Here is a 16,824-nt window from a genome sequence, read left to right on the forward strand (position 1 = left end):
GAAATCGGGCCGATCGAACCGCAAAACGCACTTTGTGTGTTTTCTATGCAACAGGTTTGTCGTAACGCAGCAACAATGGCGCAACTCGCTCCCCCCGCCAATGACATCGATTCGGGCGTGGACGACGCACGGGCGAACGACTGGCAGTTTGCGGCGCCCGAATATTACACGCTCGGCATCATGATCAGCGTCGCGATCGCGACCTATATCTTCGTTACCGGCGACAGTCAGAGCCAGCGGCTGCTGACTCCCGCGATTGTCGCCGCGATCATGGTCGCCAACCTTGTGCCCGCGATGGCGCTGATCGTGCTGATCGGCAGCCGCGTCGCGCGGGCGCGCGCCGTGCGGTCGATGGCGGGCGGGAATGGCCGCCTCCACGTCCGCCTCGTCGCGCTTTTCTCGCTGCTCGCGGCAACTCCGACGCTGCTCGTCGTCATTTTCGCCTCGCTGCTGTTCCAGTTCGGCGTCGACTTCTGGTTTTCGGACAAATCGCGCGGCATGTTCGAGAATGCGGCAAACCTGGCCGAGGGCTATTATCAGGAAAACCAGCGCGAGGTGGGAGCGAACACCGCGAAAATGGCTGAGGATCTCGGCCGTATCCTGACGCGCCTGAAGATCGATGACCCTGATTTCTCCAACTATTACTTTCAACAAGTCGTTGTTCGCAGCCTCAACGAATCAGCGATCATCGAGATCGGCGCCGATGACGTTGCGCGTACCGCGGCAGCGATCAATCCCGACAATCGAGCGGCTGAAAACCGTCTGTCGAAGATGATGGTGAGCCGCCTCAATGCTGGTGAAGATGTGGTCGTCGTCCGCCAGCCCGACCGGATCGAGGCGGCGACACGGCTGCCCGGGACGGAACGCGCCTATCTCTACGCCTCGCGCGATTTCAACGTGCCCGGTTTCCAGCAGTCGGTGCGCGCCGGCAATGTGCTCGCCGACTATAATGCGCTGTTCAAGCGCTCGCAGCTTTTGCAGTTGCAGTTCAACGGCGCGCTGTTCCTCGGTGCGCTGTTGCTCTTGGCGCTGGCGGTGGTCGCGGCGATCGTCGTCGCCGACCGTATCGTCCGCCCCCTCGGAACGCTGGTCGGGGCGACGCGCACCGCGGCCGATGGCGATCTTTCGGTGCGGGTGACGCCCCCGGCGCGCGACGACGAAATTTCGGTGCTGACGCGGGCTTTCAACCGCATGACCGAGCAGCTCGAAGGTCAGACCGGCGCGCTCGTCAGCGTCAATGAGCAACTCGAGGCCCGCCGCAGCTTCATCGAAGCGGTGCTCAGCGGCGTGTCGTCGGCGGTGGTATCGGTCGATGCCGACCATCGCATCCTGCTCGCTAATGCCGCGGCCGAGCGGTTGATCTGCCAGTCGAGCGACTGCCTGACGGGTCGCAATCTCGCCGAGGTTGCGCCTGAACTCGCCGAGCTGCTCGCCAGCGACGAGCGCGAGGCGATCGTTCAGCACGCGCGGAAGGATGCCGAACCGGCCACGCTCGCCGCGAAGGCGGTGGCGCAGGGCGACGGATTCGTACTGAGTTTCGAGGATATCACCCAGCAATTGCTCGATCAGCGCCGCGCGGCCTGGTCCGACGTCGCGCGGCGCATTGCGCATGAGATCAAGAATCCGCTCACCCCGATCCAGCTCGCGGCGGAGCGTCTCCAGCGCCGGTTCGGCGACAAGGTCGAAGGCGACAGCGCCACCTTCCGCAAGCTGACCGATACGGTGATCCGCCAGGTCCATGACATGCGGCGCATGGTCGACGAGTTTTCCAGCTTCGCACGCATGCCGAAGCCGACTTTCGGGGTCGAGGATATCCGCGACATCCTCCGCCAGGCGGTTTTCCTGTTCGAGGTCGCCAAACCCGAAATTGCCTTCACGATCAAGACGGCGGACGAAATCGAGCCGCTCGTTTGCGACCGCCGCCTGCTCTCGCAGGCGCTCACCAATATCGTCAAAAATGCCGTCGAAGCGATTGAAGAAAAACCGAAAGATGCCGAAGCCAACCCGGTCGGCCATATTCTCGCCGAACTCGAAGCGGGCGCCCGCGATTCGCTGATCATCCGCATTTGCGACGACGGGATAGGGCTCCCCGAAGCCCGCGAGGCGATCGCCGAACCCTATATGACGACGCGGCAGGGCGGAACGGGCCTCGGTCTCGCGATCGTCAAGAAGATCGTCGAGCAACATTATGGCGAGCTGGAATTTTCGGACAATCCGGCGGGGCAAGGCGCGTGCGTGACGCTGACCCTGCATCCCGACCGGTTGCGCGCGCTTGCGGACCGGGGGGTCGGCAAGGGCGGCGAGGGGACAGTGATAGGGCAGGCAGAATCGGTACCGGGGCGGGTACGGCACCGGCAGGACAGAGAAGAACATGGCGCTTGATATTCTGATCGTCGACGATGAGCGCGACATTTGCGACCTGGTCGCCGGCGTCATGGAGGACGAAGGCTATGAAGCGCGCACCGCGTCCGACAGCGACGCGGCGCTGGAGGCGATCCGCCAGCGGCGGCCGTCGCTCGCGCTGATCGATGTCTGGTTACAGGGCTCGCGGCTCGACGGGTTGGGGCTGGTCGAGGCGATCAAGGCGTTCGACCCGACGTTGCCGATCATCGTCATTTCGGGCCATGGCGGGCTCGATACCGCGGTCGCGGCGATCCGCCGCGGCGCCTTCGACTTCATCGAAAAGCCGTTCGAGGCCGAGCGGCTGCTCCATCTCGTCGCGCGCGCGACCGAGAACGAGCGGCTGAAATTCGAATATGAGCAGCTTCGCGAAAAGGCGGGTCCCGCCGACGAACTGACCGGCACCAGCGCCGCGATCAACAATGTCCGCGCCACGCTGAAGCGCGTCGCCGGTACCGGCAGCCGGGTGCTGATCACTGGCGCGCCGGGCGTCGGCAAGGAAGTCGCATCCCGCGTGCTCCATGGTTGGAGCGGCCGGCACAACGCGCCGTTCCGCGTCATCTCTTCGGCGCGAATGGATCCCGAGACGGTCGAGATCGAGCTCTTCGGTTCCGAATCCGACGACGGATCGATCCGCGTCGGCCTGCTCGAACAGGCGCATGGCGGCACATTGTTCCTCGACGAGGTCGCCGACATGCCGCTGACGACGCAGGGCAAGATTTTGCGCGTGCTGACCGACCAGAGTTTCACGCGCGTCGGCGGGCGAACGATGATCCGCGTCGATGTCCGGATTATTTCGGGTTCGGCGCGCGACCTGATGGCCGAAATCGCCGAAAACAGGTTTCGAGAAGATCTTTATTACCGCCTGAATGTCGTGCCGGTGCATATTCCGCCGCTGCGCGAACGGCGCGACGACATCGCCAGCCTTTGCGACCATTTCGTTCGCCGCTACGCCGCCGACCGCCGTGTCCCGCCGCCGGAAATCAGCGCCGAAGCGATGGCGGCGCTGCAGGCGCACGACTGGCCGGGCAACGTCCGCGAACTGCGCAACGTCATCGAACGCGTGATGATCCTTGCTCCCAGCGACCGGCTCGCACGGATCGACGCCGACATGTTGCCCGCCGAGCTGGTGCGCGGCGGCGCCGATATTCTGCCGAACAGCGAATCGATCACCGCCATTCCGCTCAAGGAAGCCCGCGAGAATTTCGAACGCGAATATCTGCGTATCCAGATCAACCGTTTTTCGGGCAATATCTCACGTACCGCAACCTTCATCGGGATGGAGCGTTCGGCATTGCACCGCAAACTGAAGCTGTTGGGATTGAGCGACAATAGCGATGGCGAAGGGTAAGGGGCTTTGACGTAGACCTGCGGCGCGCTATGCCGCATATTGCGTGTGCGAAGAAGGTCAAAGATGCCGGCTGTGCCGACATCGCACCGCGGTTATACCGCCAAGAACAGGAGGCCAATGTGTCCGATAAGAATCAGAATCTCCAGGATCTTTTCCTCAACGCCCTGCGCCGCAGCAAGACTCCGGTCACGATGTTCCTCGTCAAGGGCGTCAAGTTGCAGGGAATCATCACCTGGTTCGACAATTTTTCGCTCCTTCTCCGCCGCGACGGACAGTCGCAGCTCGTCTACAAGCACGCCATCTCGACGGTCATGCCCTCGCATGACTTCGATCTCTCGCTCCTCGGCGACAATCTGCGCGATGCGCCCGCCAGCAAGGGCAAGGCCTTGCAGGATGTTTTCCTGAACGCGGTGCGGCGTTCGGACGAGTCGGTGACGATGTTCCTCGTCAACGGGGTGATGCTGCAGGGCGATATCGTCGCCTTCGACCTGTTCTGCATGCTGCTCGAACGCGAGCGGCAGGTGCAGCTTGTCTACAAGCACGCCATTTCGACCGTCCAGCCGAACGGGCCGATCAACCTGACCGACAACGGCGACGACGACGCGGGCGGCGCCTGATCGATCGCCCGAACGCTCCGATGAACGATGACATTGGCGAGGTGACGCGCGGCGCCGCGGCGCTGCTGGTCGTGCCCGAATGGCATGGCCAGCGGTTGTCGCGCGACCTCGATGCGCGCGTTGAGGAAGCAAAGGGGCTCGCCATCGCGATCGGGCTGGTCGTCGTCGCGGCGCATCCGATCCGGCTGCGCCAGACGCGCGCCGCCACCTTGCTCGGCGTCGGGCAGATCGACGCGATCAAGCCCGATATCGCGGCCCACGACGTCCAGGTCGTCATCGTCGACGCGGCGCTGACCGCGATCCAGCAGCGCAATCTCGAAACCGCGTTCGGGGCGAAGGTGATCGACCGCACCGGGCTGATCCTCGAAATCTTCGGCGAGCGTGCCGCGACCGCCGAAGGGCGGCTGCAGGTCGAACTTGCGCATCTCGATTATCAGGCGGGGCGGCTGGTGCGGAGCTGGACCCACCTTGAGCGCCAGCGCGGCGGCTTCGGCTTCCTCGGCGGCCCCGGCGAAACCCAGATCGAGGCCGACCGGCGGATGATCCGCGACCGCATGGCACGCATCCGCCGCCAGCTCGAGGATGCGCGCCGCACGCGCCAGCTTCAGCGTGCGAAACGCCAGCGCGCACCATGGCCGGTGATCGCGCTTGTCGGCTATACCAACGCCGGGAAATCGACATTTTTCAACCGCTTGACGGGAAGTGACGTCATGGCGGAAGATATGTTGTTCGCAACCCTCGATCCGACGATGCGCGAGATCGGGTTGCCGGGGATCGACAAGGCGATCCTGTCCGACACGGTGGGCTTCGTGTCAGACCTGCCGACCCAGCTTGTCGCCGCGTTCCGCGCGACGCTCGAGGAAGTGACGACCGCCGACCTGATCGTCCACGTCCGCGACATCGTCCATCCCGACAGCGAGGCGCAATATGACGATGTCCGCGCGATCCTCGACTCGTTGGGCGTCAACGGCGCGCAGGACGGGGAAGGGGGCGGCGATGCGCCCGACGCCATTCCGCAGATCGAAATCTGGAACAAGATCGATACCGCCGATCCCGAACGCCGCGCGGTGATCGCGGAAATGGCGGCGCGGCGGCCCGACGTAGCGCTGATCTCGGCGGTCACCGGCGAAGGCGTCGACGCCGCGCGTATCCTCATGGCGTTGCAATTGACCGCGCAGCACCAGACGCTGCGGATCTTCCTCGGCTTCGACCAAGGCGACGCGATGGCGTGGCTGCACGCGCGCGGCGAGGTGCTGAGCGACGAAGTGCAGGGCGAGGGGCATTTGCTCACGGTCCGGCTCGATCCCGCCGACCGGGCACGTTTCGAGCGATTGTGGCCGGCCAGACCCGACGCTACGAGCGCTCCGACGCCTTGACGGCCTGCCAATGCGCTTCCTGCGCATCGAGCGACAGCCCGGCCAAGGAGCCGCCGGCCCGATCCTCCATGGCGGCAAAACGGCGCGCGAATTTGAGATTCGCGTCGCGCAGCGCGCCTTCGGCATCGACGCCGAGCTTGCGCGCATAATTGACCACCGCGAACAGCAGGTCGCCAACCTCCTCGTGCCGCGCCGCATCGCTGTCCGCATCGGCGACCTCGGCCAGTTCCTCGGCAATCTTGTCGCGTGGCCCCTGGGCGTCGGGCCAGTCGAAGCCGACCCGTACGGCGCGCGCCTGCAGTTTCTGCGCGCGGAGCAGTGCGGGCAGCGACAGCGCGACGCCTGCCAGCGCGCCCTGCGGACCGTCGGCAGCACGCTCCGCCGCCTTGATCTGCTCCCATTGCATCCGGACGTCATGGGCCTTGGTGTCGCCGAAGATGTGCGGATGGCGGCGCTCCATCTTGTCGCTGATCGCCGCAGCGACGTCGTCGAACGTGAAGAGCCCGTCATCGGTCGCAATCTGGCTGTGAAAGACAACCTGGAGCAGCAGGTCGCCAAGCTCGTCGCAGATCGCAGCGGGGTCGCCGCCGGCGATCGCGTCGGCAACCTCATAGGCTTCCTCGATCGTATAGGGCGCGATCGTCGAGAAATCCTGCGCCAGATCCCATTCGCAACCGCCGTCGGGGTTGCGCAATTGGCGCATGATGGCAAGCAGGCGATCGATGGGGGACAGGCTTGTCGTTTCGGCCATCCTATTATCCGATAATATATATTATGTTAAATCATCATATGCAGGCGAGAAGCGGCGCGCCCCCTCACGCCACGAGCTGCCACGTCCGGATGACGATGAACACGAGCGCGAAGATCGCGAGCCAGGCCAGCCCCATCTTAAGCCAGTCGGCCAGTTTTAGCTGACGCGCGACGAGCGCACTGACAACGAGCGTCAGCGCCATCGCGAACCACAGCATGTCGGCGCCGGTTTCCATGGTCATAGCTGCACCTCCAGCCCGTCATAACCCGGCTCGACGCCCGGCGGCAACTCGGCCGACAGATCGTCATAGTCCATCGTGTTATCCATGTGCGTGATGATCGCACGCGGGCTGCCGACTTTGGCAAGGCCTTCGAGGGACATTTGCAGATGCGGATGCGTCGGATGCGGATAGCGCCGCAGCGCGTCGATCACGAACAGGTCGACACCCTGGAAAAAGTCGACCATCTCGTCGGTAAACTTCGAAAAATCCGTAGCATAGGCGATCTTGTGGGCACCGTCGCTGAAGATCAGCCCGGTCGCCTTGATCGGCCCATGCGGCATTTCGATCGCCGACACCTCGATCGGCCCGATCGATTGATGATCCATCAGTTCGACCGGATCGACCGACGCCGGATAGCCGGCATTTCCGGCAAAGGCGTAAGTGAAACGCCATTTCAATATGTCGAGCACATGGTCGCGCGCGTAAGCCGGCACCGCCGAGCGCCGCAAATGCATGATCTGCCGAAGATCGTCGAGCCCATGGCAATGATCGGCATGCTCGTGCGTCCAGATGACCGCATCGACCTCGCCGACTTCGGCGTCGAGCAGTTGCAGCCGCATGTCGGGGCTCGTGTCGACGAGCAGCCGGAAGCCGCCGAGCGAGATCAGGATCGAGGCACGGCTGCGCAAATTGCGCGGATTGTCCGGATCGCACTGACCCCAGTCGTTGCCGATCCGCGGGACGCCCGACGACGTCCCGCAGCCAAGGATCCGAAGCTTCATGGCGTGTCCGACGTCACGGCGCCGCCTTGTTGAAAAGCTTGTAGAAATTGGCGCTGGTCGTCGCCGCCAGTTCGTCGCGATCGTCACCGCGCAAATCGGCGAGATAGGCGAGCGTGTCGGCGACGAACGCCGGTTCGCTGGTCTTGCCGCGGTGCGGCACGGGGGCGAGGAAGGGGGAGTCGGTTTCGATCAGCAAACGGTGCTGCGGCAGCCACTTCGCGGTCGCCTGCAGGTCGGCGGCATTCTTGAACGTCACGATCCCCGAGATCGAGATATAGAGGCCAAGATCGAGCGCATGCCGGGCGAAATCATCGCTGGCGGTGAAGCAGTGGATGACGCCGGGAAAGACCGCCCTGCCCATTTCCTCGCCGAGCAGCGCCAGCGTATCCTCCTCGGCATCGCGTGTGTGGACGATGACCGGCAAACCGCTTTGCTGCGACGCGTGAATATGGCGGCGGAAACTATCCTGCTGCCGCTGCCGGTCGCTCTTGTCATAATAATAGTCGAGCCCGGTCTCGCCGATGCCGATCACGCGCGGGTGCGCGGCGCGCTCGACGAGTTTCGCGGTGTCGACGTCGGGATGCTGGTCGGCGTCATGCGGGTGAATGCCGACGCTGGCCCAGACGTCGGGATTGGCTTCGGCCGCCGCGAGCACATCGTCCCATTCGCTTTCGCGCGTCGCGATGTTGAGCATCGCCGTGACGCCCCGCTGCCGCGCCCGCACCAGCACCTCGCCCTGCTGTTCGGCAAGCCCCTTGTAATTGAGGTGGCAGTGCGAATCGACGAGCATCAGGCCTCCCCTTCCCCCTCATTCTCTTCGGCAGGCAGTTCGAGGCGCGGGAAGATCGGGACGGGCTGGCCGACGGTGAAGCCGCTGGCGGCGAGCTTCGCGAACCAGTCGGTTTCGGCCAGCGCGGCAAAATCGCGGGCGTCTTCGGCGATCCCCATCTGGTCGAGCAATGTGTCGGCGGCCGCCGGCACGACCGGACGGATCGCGATCGCGAGCGTCCGGACCGCCTTGAACAAAGTCATCAGCACCGCGCGCATCCGCTCAGGATCGGTCTTGCGCAGCGCCCAAGGCGCCTGCGCGTCGACATATTGATTGCACGCGAACACCGCGCGTAGCCAATCCTCGATACCGACCGAAAAGGCCAGTTGCTCGAAGGCATGTGGCAGGCAATTGCGCGCCATTTCATTGACTTCGCCGAGCAGGTCGAGATCATCCTGCGCCTGCCCATAGTCAGAGGAAAGAGCACCATCCAAATTCTTGAAAATCATCGACAAGCTGCGCTGCGCCAGATTGCCGAAACTGTTCGCCAGATCGGCATTGGCGGTGCGCACGATCGCCTCGGCCGAATAGGTGCCGTCCTGCCCGAAGCTGACTTCGCGGAGCAGATAATAGCGGAGCGGATCTACGCCATAATGTTCGGCGAGCGCCATCGGGTCGACGACATTGCCCAGCGACTTCGACATCTTCTCGCCGCGGTTGAGCAGGAAGCCGTGGCCGAACACCTGTTTGGGCAGCGGCAGACCGGCGCTCATCAGGAAGGCCGGCCAGTAAACCGTATGAAAACGAACGATATCCTTGCCGATCATGTGGATATTCGCCGGCCAGAACTTGCCGAAATCGCTGGCGGGATCGGGATAGCCGAGGCCCGAGAGATAGGTGGTCAGCGCGTCGACCCAGACATACATGACATGCCCCGGCGAGCCCGGCACCGGCACGCCCCAGTCGAAGCTGGTGCGCGAGACGCTGAGATCCTTGAGCCCGCCCTCGACGAAGCGCAGCACTTCGTTGCGGCGGCTTTCGGGACGGATGAAATCGGGCTGGTCGTTGTACAGTGCGAGCAACCTGTCCTGATAGTTGGACAGGCGAAAGAACCAGCTTTCCTCGACGGTCCATTCGACCGGCGTGCCCTGCGGCGAGAGTTTGGTTTCCCCCTCTCCTTCCGTCAGTTCGCTCTCGTCGTAAAAGGCTTCGTCGCGGACCGAATACCAGCCTTCGTAGCGGTCGAGATAGAGATCGCCATTGGCCTCCATCGCCTTCCAGATCGCCTGCGACGCCGCATGGTGCGCGGCGTCGGAGGTACGCATGAAATTGTCATAGCTGATATTCAGCCTGGCATACATCTCACGGAAATATCCCGACATTTCGTCCGCGAGATCGATCGTCGCGCGTCCCTGGTCGCGCGCCGTCTGGAACATCTTCAGCCCATGCTCGTCGGTGCCGGTGATCAGCCGCACGTCGCGACCGCGGGCGCGCTGGAAGCGGGCCATGACGTCGGTGGCGATCGCTTCATAGGCATGCCCGATATGCGGGCGGCCGTTCGGATAGCTGATCGCGGTGGTGATATAAAAGGGGTCTGACATGCCCGCGCCTTAGCGGGTGCGGAGCAGGAGGGGAAGTATCCCGACGATTATCGCGCCGCCGCGACTTTGGGCGCGAGTTCGGCAAGGCAATTGCCGATCTCGAACCCGACCATCGCGCCGTCGTAGGAACCGCGGATCGCATCGCGCACCGTCCGCTGGATGCGGTCCCATTGCGCCAGCACCGGTGCGATCTCCGCTACCGGACGCTCGCGCGCCAGCCGGGCAAGCAGGCCCGGAACGATGTCGATCACCAACTCGAGCCGGGCGCGGTTACTGGTGCCCGCGACTTCGCGCGCCAGCGCTTCGCGCAGCCGGTTTCCGGGATCGCCGCTCGCCGCAATGGCGAGCAATTTCTTCTCCATCGCCGCAACGTCGCTGTCGATCAGGGCGATTGCCTTTCCCGGCACCCCGCCCGATGCCGCAACGATCGCGCGCACCTCCGCCATTTCGAGCATCGGGCGCAATTCGTGCAGCCAAGATGTCATGACGTCATGTGCAACCGGTTGAAAACGAAGCGTTCTGCATCGCGAACGGATCGTCGGCAGCAAGCGTCCGGGTGAGTGACTGATCAGCAAAAACAGCGTTCTGGCTGGCGGCTCCTCGAGTGTCTTGAGCAGGGCATTCGCGCCATCGGTCTCGAGGTCGTCGACCGCATCGACGATGATCACGCGCCACTCGCCGAGCGAAAGCGACAGGTGCAGGCGGCGGATGATGCCGCGCACCTGGTCGATGGTGATGTTGCGCGCGAGTTCCTTGCCCTTGTCCTTCGGCTGACGCGTCAGTGAAAGAATCTCGGGATGGTTGCCGGCGTCGACAAGGCGCGATGCGGCGATATCGCCGGGGTCGTCGAGCGATACCGGCACGCCGTCACCACCGCTCCCGTGGGTGACGAGGAACCGCGCCACCCGCTCGGCAAAGGCACCCTTCCCCATCCCCTGCGGTCCCGCGAGCAACCACGCATGGTGGAGCCGCCCCGCAGCCCATGCCTCGATAAAGGCGCTTTCGGCGTCCTGATGGCCGATCATGCCAGCCACTCCTGAAGGTCGGCGAGGATCGCCGCGGTGACCGCATCGGCAGGAGCATCGGCCTCGATCACCCGCCAGCGCGCAGGTTCGCTCGCCGCCATCTCGGCGAAGCGCGCAGCGAGGCGCGCCTGATAGTCGGCGGGCTTGCTGCCCATGCGGTCGGCGCCGCCCGCATCGCGCGCCGCCAGCCGCCGCGCGGCTTCATCGGCGCCGACGGTGAGCAGGAAGGTCCGGTCGGGGAGCAGCCCCAGCGAACCGAAGCCATGGAGCGCCATGATGTCCGCATCGGTGATCCCGCCGCCGCCGCCCTGATAGGCGCGCGACGAATCGACGAAGCGGTCGCACAGCACCCACGCGCCGCGTTCGATCGCGGGCCGGATCGTCCGCGCGACATGATCGGCGCGCGCTGCGGCAAAAAGCAAGGCTTCGCTGCGGACGTCCCAGCGGTCGTCGCTGCCTTCCATCAACAGCGCGCGGATCGCCTCGGCGCCCACGCTGCCGCCGGGTTCGCGCGTCACGACGCTTTCGATGCCGCGTCCGGCCAGCGCCGCGGCGAGCGCGCGGATCTGCGTCGATTTCCCGACACCCTCCCCGCCTTCGAGGGTGATGAAACGCCCGCTCACCAGCCCGTCAGCCGGTAAAAGCCGGTGCGCGCCCGCGCCCACCAGCCGCCTTCGCCGACGTCGGCCGCCGCAAGCAGCGGCGTCGTCTGCGGCGGCAACCCGTCCGGAGTAACGACCAGATCGGCGATCGGCGTCCCGCGCACGACGGGCGCCGCGAGCGGCGAGCGGGTGCGCATCACTGCGCGATAACCGCCCGAATAGCCTTTCGGCACCGTCATCCGCACCGCCATGCCGGTTTCCGTCGCGACGACCGGCTTGGCGCCCTTGCCGACATCGATGCGGCCGACGCTGGCGCCCGCGGGGACCAGTTCGCGGCCCTCCCATTGCTCGAAACCCCAGCTCATCAGCCGTTCGGCCTCGTCGCGGCGCGCCTTCTCGCTGCTCATCCCGGCAACGACCATGATCAACCGCCGCCCGCCGCGCTTCGCCGAGCCGAGGAAGCAATAGCCCGCTTCGGCGGTGTGCCCGGTCTTGAGCCCGTCGGCACCCGCGAAACGGCCGAGGATCGGGTTGCGGTTCGGCTGGACGATCGGCTTGCCATCGGGCGAAGTGCCGTGCTGGAGCCGCGGCATCGAAAAATAGCGCGCATAGCCTTCGGGATGATCGCGGATCAGCCGGTCGGCAAGCGTGATCAGATCGGCGGCGCTCACCTTCGTCACCCCGCCGTCGGGCCAGCCATTCGGTGTCCCGAATTTGCTCGACGACATACCAATATTGTCCGCTATGACATTCATTCGTTTGACGAATGCTTCCTCGCTACCGTCGATCCCGACCGCCAGCACCGCCGCGGCGTCATTGCCCGAAACGGTGATCAGACCCTTGAGCAGTTCGTCGACCGACACCTTCTCGCGCGGCCGCAGGAACATCGTCGATCCGCCGGTGCTGCCGTTCCACTTTTTCCACGTCGCTTCATCGACGGTGAATTGCTTGTCGCGCGACAATTCGCCCTTGCGGATCAGGTCGAGCACAACATAGGCGGTCATCACCTTTGCCATCGACGCCGGCGCGAAGCGCTTGTCGGCGCCGCGCGAGAAGAGGATCGCGCCCGAATCGAGATCCTTCAGCATCACGATCGGCGCCTGCGTAACGTAGAGCGGGCGGCTCACCGGCGCCGGAGGCGCCTTGCCCCCTGCCGAGGCAGCTGGCAACGCTGCGGCAACCGCCAGCGCGGCAAGCGCCGCAGCACCGCCCCTGATGATGATCGCCCGTCGCATCGGCCGGCGGGTCACCGGTCGCGAACGACCACTGCGTCGCGGAAACCCTTTGCCTTTGCCTTGCCGAGCGCAGCCTGCGCCTCGGCGTCGCTGGCGAACGGTCCCATACGGACCCGCCAGAGATTGCCCGCCTTGACGACGCTGCCGCCGACCGACTTCGCGGCGGCGTTGGCGCGGCTCTGGCTGCCGAACGCAGCGACCTGCACGGCGTGGCTACCGCTCGCGGCGGACGGCGCCGGCGCAGGCTTGGCAACGGGTGTGGCCGGTTTGGCGGCAGGCTTTGCCGCAGGCTTCTTCGCGCCGGGGCCTTCGACGATGAAACGGTCGCCGCCCGCGGGCTGCGCAGGCGCCGGAGCAGTCGGCGTCGATGGCGTCGCCGCCGCGACATTGGCGGAAACGCCCGCCGGAACCGGCATGCCCTTGAGCTTGCTGCGCAGGATCATCAGCAGCGAGTCGGGCGTCGCGATCCGGTCGGGAACCGCGCCGCCGGCACGCAGCTGCGCCCTTTCGGCGGCGGGCGGATTGGTGCGCCGGACGCGGACGGCGGCGACGCCGCCGGTCAGGCCAAGCTGCTCGGCGGCGCCGCGCGACAGGTCGATCAGCCGGTCGTTCGCCATCGGCCCGCGATCGTTGACGCGCACAAGGATCGTGCGCCCGGTATCGAGCGCGGTGACCTCGACATAGCTCGGCAGCGGCAGCGTCTTGTGCGCGGCGGTGATCGCGGCGGGATCGAACGCTTCGCCATTGGCTGTCGGGCGCCCGGCCAGTTCCTCGCCATACCAGCTCGCATAGCCGACGTCGTCATAGTCGGCGATATCGGCGGGCGTATAGGTGGTGCCGCTGATCGTGAAGGGCTCGCCGAGCTTGGCCGGTCCATCGACCCCGGCGGTCGCAGGCGCCGGCCCCGCTATGGGCCTGCTGTCGCCCTTGCCTCCACCCAGATTGCCGCATCCGCTGAGCAGCAACGCCGCCCCTGCCATCAGGCCCCCGCCCCTAACGATCGATTTCATCCGCCAGCAACCCCACAGAAAGCGCGTAAAAGTTGGAACAATTATAGTCGAGTATCGCACGATAATTGCCGGTCAGCAAATAGGCGGTGTTGCCGGGACCATCGGGTTCGAGCAACGTCGCCTGCACCTGCCCGTCGGGCCAGCGGCCGTTCAGCGGTTGGAAGCCGTCGGCGCGCCATTCCGCCATGCTCCGCCAACGGCTGTAGCGCGCGAAAACGCGCGGGCAGCGGGTCGGCTGGAGCCGCGTCGCAAAACGATTGCGGTCGAAACCGGCGGGCACGCGCACCGCGACGCCCCACGGCTGCCCGGCGCGCCAGCCGGCGCGGCGCAGATAGGCCCCGATCGACTCGATCGCATCGGCCTCGCTCGACCAGATACGCGCGACGCCGTCGCCGTCGCCGTCCTCGGCAACCGCCAGATAAACCGAGGGCAGGAATTGCGGATAACCGAACGCCCCCGCCCAGCTTCCTTTCAGCACGCTGCGCGGCACGCCCTTTTCGACCATTTCCAGCGTCGCAAGAAATTCGGGTTCGAACAGGCTGCGGCGGCGGCCTTCATAGGCCAATGTTGCCAGCGCCTCGGGCAAGTCGAAATTGCCCGTCACCTTGCCATAGGCGGTCTCGTGGCCGAAAATCGCGATCATGATGCTCGTCGGCACGCCGGTGCGCTGTTCGATCCGCGACAGCATGGGCAGCAGCCGGTCGTGAACCGCGCGCCCGCCGCCGATCCGCGCCGCATCGACATGCTTCGCCTTATAGGGGGCAAAGGCGGGGATCGGCGTGTTGGGATTGGGGGGTGCGCCAAGGTTGTCGCGATCGAGCGCCACGACACGGGGGTTATAGACCAGCCCCGCGGTCACCCGGTCGAAGGTCGCGCGCGATACCCCGCGCGCCTGCGCCTTCGGCCACAGCGACTGGACATAGGTGGTAAAGCCGGCATCGCTCCCCTGTGCGTGGAGCGGCGCCGATGCGGTGAGCGCCCAGGCCGACAGCATCGTGGCTGCCAGCTTGAAAACGCGTCCGATTCTGAAACTGCTAGCGTGCATGACGTCCCCACCCATAGGCAATGTCTTGCACAGATGCGAGCGCCTTGACCACCCCGCGCCAAGACAAGCCGAGTCATTCGCGCGCCGGACCGATACACCCGGTTCGCTTGCCACGTGCTCGACCGGTTCCGGCCCTTTCGGTGTGCGGATCGAGGTAATAAGAAGCATCGACGTCATTCGGATTGCCGCCAGCCAGAGCGAGCGGGCTCGGCACCGGAGATTGCCGGAGGGGAACGGGAATTGCAGACAGCCGATTTTCTGATCGTGGGCGGCGGCATCGCCGGCGTATCGGCAGCCGCGCGGCTTACCGCGCACGGACGGACCGTGCTGCTCGAAGCAGAGAGTGGCTTCGGCTATCATTCGAGCGGCCGCAGCGCGACCTATTATCATTTCGGCATCGGCAAATCGGTGGTGCGCGGCATGACGGCATTCAGCCGCGCGCATTTCGAAACCCCCAGCGCAAATGGCACCGCGCTGTCGCGCCCCTCCGCCGCGCTGTTCATCGCGCCGCCGGAGATGCTCGCGGGGCTCGATCTACTCGAAGCGGAAATGCGGCCCTATAGCGACCGGCTCGAGCGGCTCGACGCCGACGCCGCGCGCGACATCGTGCCGGTACTCCGCTGCGGCGGCGACGGGATCGTCGCCGCGGTGCTCGACCGCGCCGCGCGCCGCCTCGACAGCGAAATGCTGCAGCAGGATTATCGCGCGGCGATCAAGCAAGCGGGCGGCCAGTCGATCCCGGGTGCCCGCGTCGTTGCGATCGCGCGTGAAGGAACGAACTGGGTCGTGACCACGGCGACCGGCGACCGCTTCTCCGCACCGATCCTCGTCAACGCGGCGGGCGCCTGGTGCGACGAGATCGCGCGCCTCGCGGGCGTCGAGCCGCTCGGCCTTCAGCCGCTGCGCCGGACGATCATCGCCTTCGACGCCCCGCCGGATCAGCAGATCGGCGACTGGCCCTTCACCAAGACCGCGGTCGACGATTTCTACATGCTGCCCGAATCGGGTCGCCTGCTCGCCTGTCCCGTCGACGAAGTGCCGAGCGAGCCGACCGACGCCCAGCCGGAGGAATATGACATCGCCCTCGCCGCAGCGAAGGTCGAACATTATACCTCGCTCGCCGTCCGGCGGCTCAGTCATAGCTGGGCAGGGCTACGCACGTTCACGCATGATCGCGTTCCGGTCGCCGGCTTCGCGCCCGATACAGAGGGGTTTTTCTGGCTGGCCGGTCAGGGCGGATATGGCCTGCAGACCGCCCCCGCGATGGCCGCTGCGACGGAATCGCTGATCACCGGCGGCAACTGGCCCGCCGGCTTGACGGATTGGGGTGTCGATCGGGCCGATCTTGCGGTCGAACGGCTCCAGATCGCAGGAAATTAGCTCGACCATCCGAGCGCCGGGAAGCAATCAACGAACAGTGCGCGCGCCACGCGGCGCCTCACGAGCGGCGGCAACATTTATCGACTGCCAAGCGAAAGAGGACTCTCGACAATCCGGCAGGCAGCAGAGTATCGGCCATATTTCACCGCCGAGGAGCAAGTTGCTGCCAAGGAGGTGTCCCGGCAGGTGCCCCACGCCACAACGGTTTCGCGGGCCGCAGCTTGGAATGAATGGCGGTAATCCGCCGTGCGGACAGGTGGCCGAGTGGTTTAAGGCAGCGGTCTTGAAAACCGCCGTGGGTGCAAGCTCACCGTGGGTTCGAATCCCACCCTGTCCGCCAATTTTCGTTGATTTTTTTGTAGTTTTTCCCGAAAGTTGGCTCCATTCCCATAATCGCTCCCCGATAGGTCACCCGCTAGGCGCATAGCCTCGCTATGCAGCCGGAATGGGTTTGCAGATCGGGCAGGCCAGATCGGGGGACTTTCCCGGCTGGTGCGGGTGCAGTTCGATACACACCCTACGCGACAAGTCGCGGCTGGGAATGGCGGAGCGGCGCGGGGTTCGAGAGGTGGCAGCTTCCCAATTAAAAATGACTTGCGACTTGAATTCGACTGCAAGCGCGGTTTTCTACCAGTTTGCAGCAAATAATTTCCGGGTCGC

Annotated in this window: 15 protein-coding genes and 1 tRNA gene; 6 read left to right on the forward strand and 10 right to left on the reverse strand. The window is 65.2% G+C overall.

Annotated features, from left to right (window positions below):
• Nucleotides 1-117: 117 nt before the first annotated feature.
• The 4 genes from LH19_RS08770 to hflX are packed head-to-tail and all read left to right on the forward strand — an operon-like array spanning nt 118 to nt 5,744.
• Nucleotides 118-2,382, forward strand: coding sequence for a sensor histidine kinase (locus tag LH19_RS08770; RefSeq protein ID WP_234716115.1), 2,265 nt, complete (start codon nt 118-120; stop codon nt 2,380-2,382).
• Nucleotides 2,372-3,751: a nitrogen assimilation response regulator NtrX gene (ntrX, locus tag LH19_RS08775; RefSeq protein ID WP_054727136.1), complete on the forward strand. Its 1,380-nt coding sequence runs from the start codon at nt 2,372-2,374 to the stop codon at nt 3,749-3,751. The genes LH19_RS08770 and ntrX overlap by 11 nt, the downstream gene beginning before the upstream one ends.
• A 29-nt stretch (nt 3,752-3,780) precedes the next feature.
• Nucleotides 3,781-4,368: an RNA chaperone Hfq gene (gene hfq, locus LH19_RS08780; RefSeq protein ID WP_257720445.1), complete on the forward strand. Its 588-nt coding sequence runs from the start codon at nt 3,781-3,783 to the stop codon at nt 4,366-4,368.
• Between the two features lie 20 nt (nt 4,369-4,388).
• Nucleotides 4,389-5,744 (forward strand): GTPase HflX, encoded by a 1,356-nt coding sequence (gene hflX, locus LH19_RS08785; protein ID WP_054727138.1) that lies wholly within the window; start codon nt 4,389-4,391, stop codon nt 5,742-5,744.
• On the opposite strand, the gene mazG is transcribed toward hflX, so the two are convergent.
• From mazG to LH19_RS08830, 10 genes are all read right to left on the reverse strand, one after another.
• Nucleotides 5,722-6,495: a nucleoside triphosphate pyrophosphohydrolase gene (gene mazG, locus LH19_RS08790; protein ID WP_054727140.1), complete on the reverse strand. Its 774-nt coding sequence runs from the start codon at nt 6,493-6,495 to the stop codon at nt 5,722-5,724. The two genes, hflX and mazG, sit on opposite strands and share 23 nt — an antisense overlap.
• A 64-nt stretch (nt 6,496-6,559) precedes the next feature.
• Nucleotides 6,560-6,736 (reverse strand): hypothetical protein, encoded by a 177-nt coding sequence (locus LH19_RS28555; protein ID WP_156344019.1) that lies wholly within the window; start codon nt 6,734-6,736, stop codon nt 6,560-6,562.
• Nucleotides 6,733-7,497, reverse strand: coding sequence for an MBL fold metallo-hydrolase (locus tag LH19_RS08795; RefSeq protein WP_054727142.1), 765 nt, complete (start codon nt 7,495-7,497; stop codon nt 6,733-6,735). The genes LH19_RS28555 and LH19_RS08795 overlap by 4 nt, the downstream gene beginning before the upstream one ends.
• A gap of 13 nt (nt 7,498-7,510) precedes the next feature.
• Complete coding sequence (locus LH19_RS08800) at nt 7,511-8,287, reverse strand: TatD family hydrolase (protein ID WP_054727144.1); 777 nt, start codon at nt 8,285-8,287, stop codon at nt 7,511-7,513.
• The gene (gene metG, locus LH19_RS08805) at nt 8,287-9,867 is read right to left on the reverse strand and encodes a methionine--tRNA ligase (protein WP_054727146.1); all 1,581 of its coding nucleotides are present in this window, start codon (nt 9,865-9,867) and stop codon (nt 8,287-8,289) included. Before metG ends, LH19_RS08800 begins: the two co-directional genes overlap by 1 nt.
• Before the next feature lie 47 nt (nt 9,868-9,914).
• Nucleotides 9,915-10,892 carry a DNA polymerase III subunit delta' gene (locus tag LH19_RS08810; RefSeq protein ID WP_054727148.1) on the reverse strand — a complete coding sequence of 326 codons (978 nt, stop codon included), beginning with the start codon at nt 10,890-10,892 and terminating at the stop codon, nt 9,915-9,917.
• A complete protein-coding gene (gene tmk, locus LH19_RS08815) occupies nt 10,889-11,518 on the reverse strand; it encodes a dTMP kinase (RefSeq protein WP_145923632.1) in 630 nt (209 codons plus the stop codon). The genes LH19_RS08810 and tmk overlap by 4 nt, the downstream gene beginning before the upstream one ends.
• On the reverse strand, nt 11,512-12,729 hold the full coding sequence (locus LH19_RS08820; protein WP_145923411.1) for a D-alanyl-D-alanine carboxypeptidase family protein: 1,218 nt from the start codon (nt 12,727-12,729) through the stop codon (nt 11,512-11,514). Before LH19_RS08820 ends, tmk begins: the two co-directional genes overlap by 7 nt.
• 11 nt (nt 12,730-12,740) lie before the next feature.
• Nucleotides 12,741-13,739 carry a septal ring lytic transglycosylase RlpA family protein gene (locus LH19_RS08825; protein WP_054727155.1) on the reverse strand — a complete coding sequence of 333 codons (999 nt, stop codon included), beginning with the start codon at nt 13,737-13,739 and terminating at the stop codon, nt 12,741-12,743.
• Nucleotides 13,723-14,733, reverse strand: coding sequence for a lytic murein transglycosylase (locus LH19_RS08830; RefSeq protein ID WP_234716116.1), 1,011 nt, complete (start codon nt 14,731-14,733; stop codon nt 13,723-13,725). The genes LH19_RS08825 and LH19_RS08830 overlap by 17 nt, the downstream gene beginning before the upstream one ends.
• A gap of 291 nt (nt 14,734-15,024) precedes the next feature.
• Between LH19_RS08830 and LH19_RS08835 the strand changes: the two genes are divergently transcribed.
• Together LH19_RS08835 and LH19_RS08840 are read left to right on the forward strand one after the other, a co-directional pair.
• Complete coding sequence (locus tag LH19_RS08835) at nt 15,025-16,164, forward strand: NAD(P)/FAD-dependent oxidoreductase (protein WP_054727158.1); 1,140 nt, start codon at nt 15,025-15,027, stop codon at nt 16,162-16,164.
• Between the two features lie 250 nt (nt 16,165-16,414).
• A tRNA-Ser gene (locus tag LH19_RS08840) sits at nt 16,415-16,504 on the forward strand.
• Nucleotides 16,505-16,824 lie beyond the last annotated feature (320 nt).

It is taken from the genome of Sphingopyxis macrogoltabida (assembly GCF_001314325.1).
Taxonomy (GTDB): Bacteria; Pseudomonadota; Alphaproteobacteria; order Sphingomonadales; family Sphingomonadaceae; genus Sphingopyxis; species Sphingopyxis macrogoltabida.

Excerpts from the sequence above, each read along its gene's own strand:
- LH19_RS08820 (WP_145923411.1), bottom strand. The coding sequence starts at position 12,729 with ATGCGACGGGCGATCATCATCAGGGGCGGTGCTGCGGCGCTTGCCGCG.
- LH19_RS08825 (WP_054727155.1), bottom strand. The coding sequence starts at position 13,739 with ATGAAATCGATCGTTAGGGGCGGGGGCCTGATGGCAGGGGCGGCGTTG.
- LH19_RS28555 (WP_156344019.1), bottom strand. The coding sequence starts at position 6,736 with ATGACCATGGAAACCGGCGCCGACATGCTGTGGTTCGCGATGGCGCTG.
- metG (WP_054727146.1), bottom strand. The coding sequence starts at position 9,867 with ATGTCAGACCCCTTTTATATCACCACCGCGATCAGCTATCCGAACGGC.
- hfq (WP_257720445.1), top strand. The coding sequence starts at position 3,781 with ATGCCGCATATTGCGTGTGCGAAGAAGGTCAAAGATGCCGGCTGTGCC.
- LH19_RS08810 (WP_054727148.1), bottom strand. The coding sequence starts at position 10,892 with ATGATCGGCCATCAGGACGCCGAAAGCGCCTTTATCGAGGCATGGGCT.
- LH19_RS08800 (WP_054727144.1), bottom strand. The coding sequence starts at position 8,287 with ATGCTCGTCGATTCGCACTGCCACCTCAATTACAAGGGGCTTGCCGAA.
- ntrX (WP_054727136.1), top strand. The coding sequence starts at position 2,372 with ATGGCGCTTGATATTCTGATCGTCGACGATGAGCGCGACATTTGCGAC.
- LH19_RS08795 (WP_054727142.1), bottom strand. The coding sequence starts at position 7,497 with ATGAAGCTTCGGATCCTTGGCTGCGGGACGTCGTCGGGCGTCCCGCGG.
- hflX (WP_054727138.1), top strand. The coding sequence starts at position 4,389 with ATGAACGATGACATTGGCGAGGTGACGCGCGGCGCCGCGGCGCTGCTG.
- LH19_RS08830 (WP_234716116.1), bottom strand. The coding sequence starts at position 14,733 with ATGCTGTCGGCCTGGGCGCTCACCGCATCGGCGCCGCTCCACGCACAG.
- mazG (WP_054727140.1), bottom strand. The coding sequence starts at position 6,495 with ATGGCCGAAACGACAAGCCTGTCCCCCATCGATCGCCTGCTTGCCATC.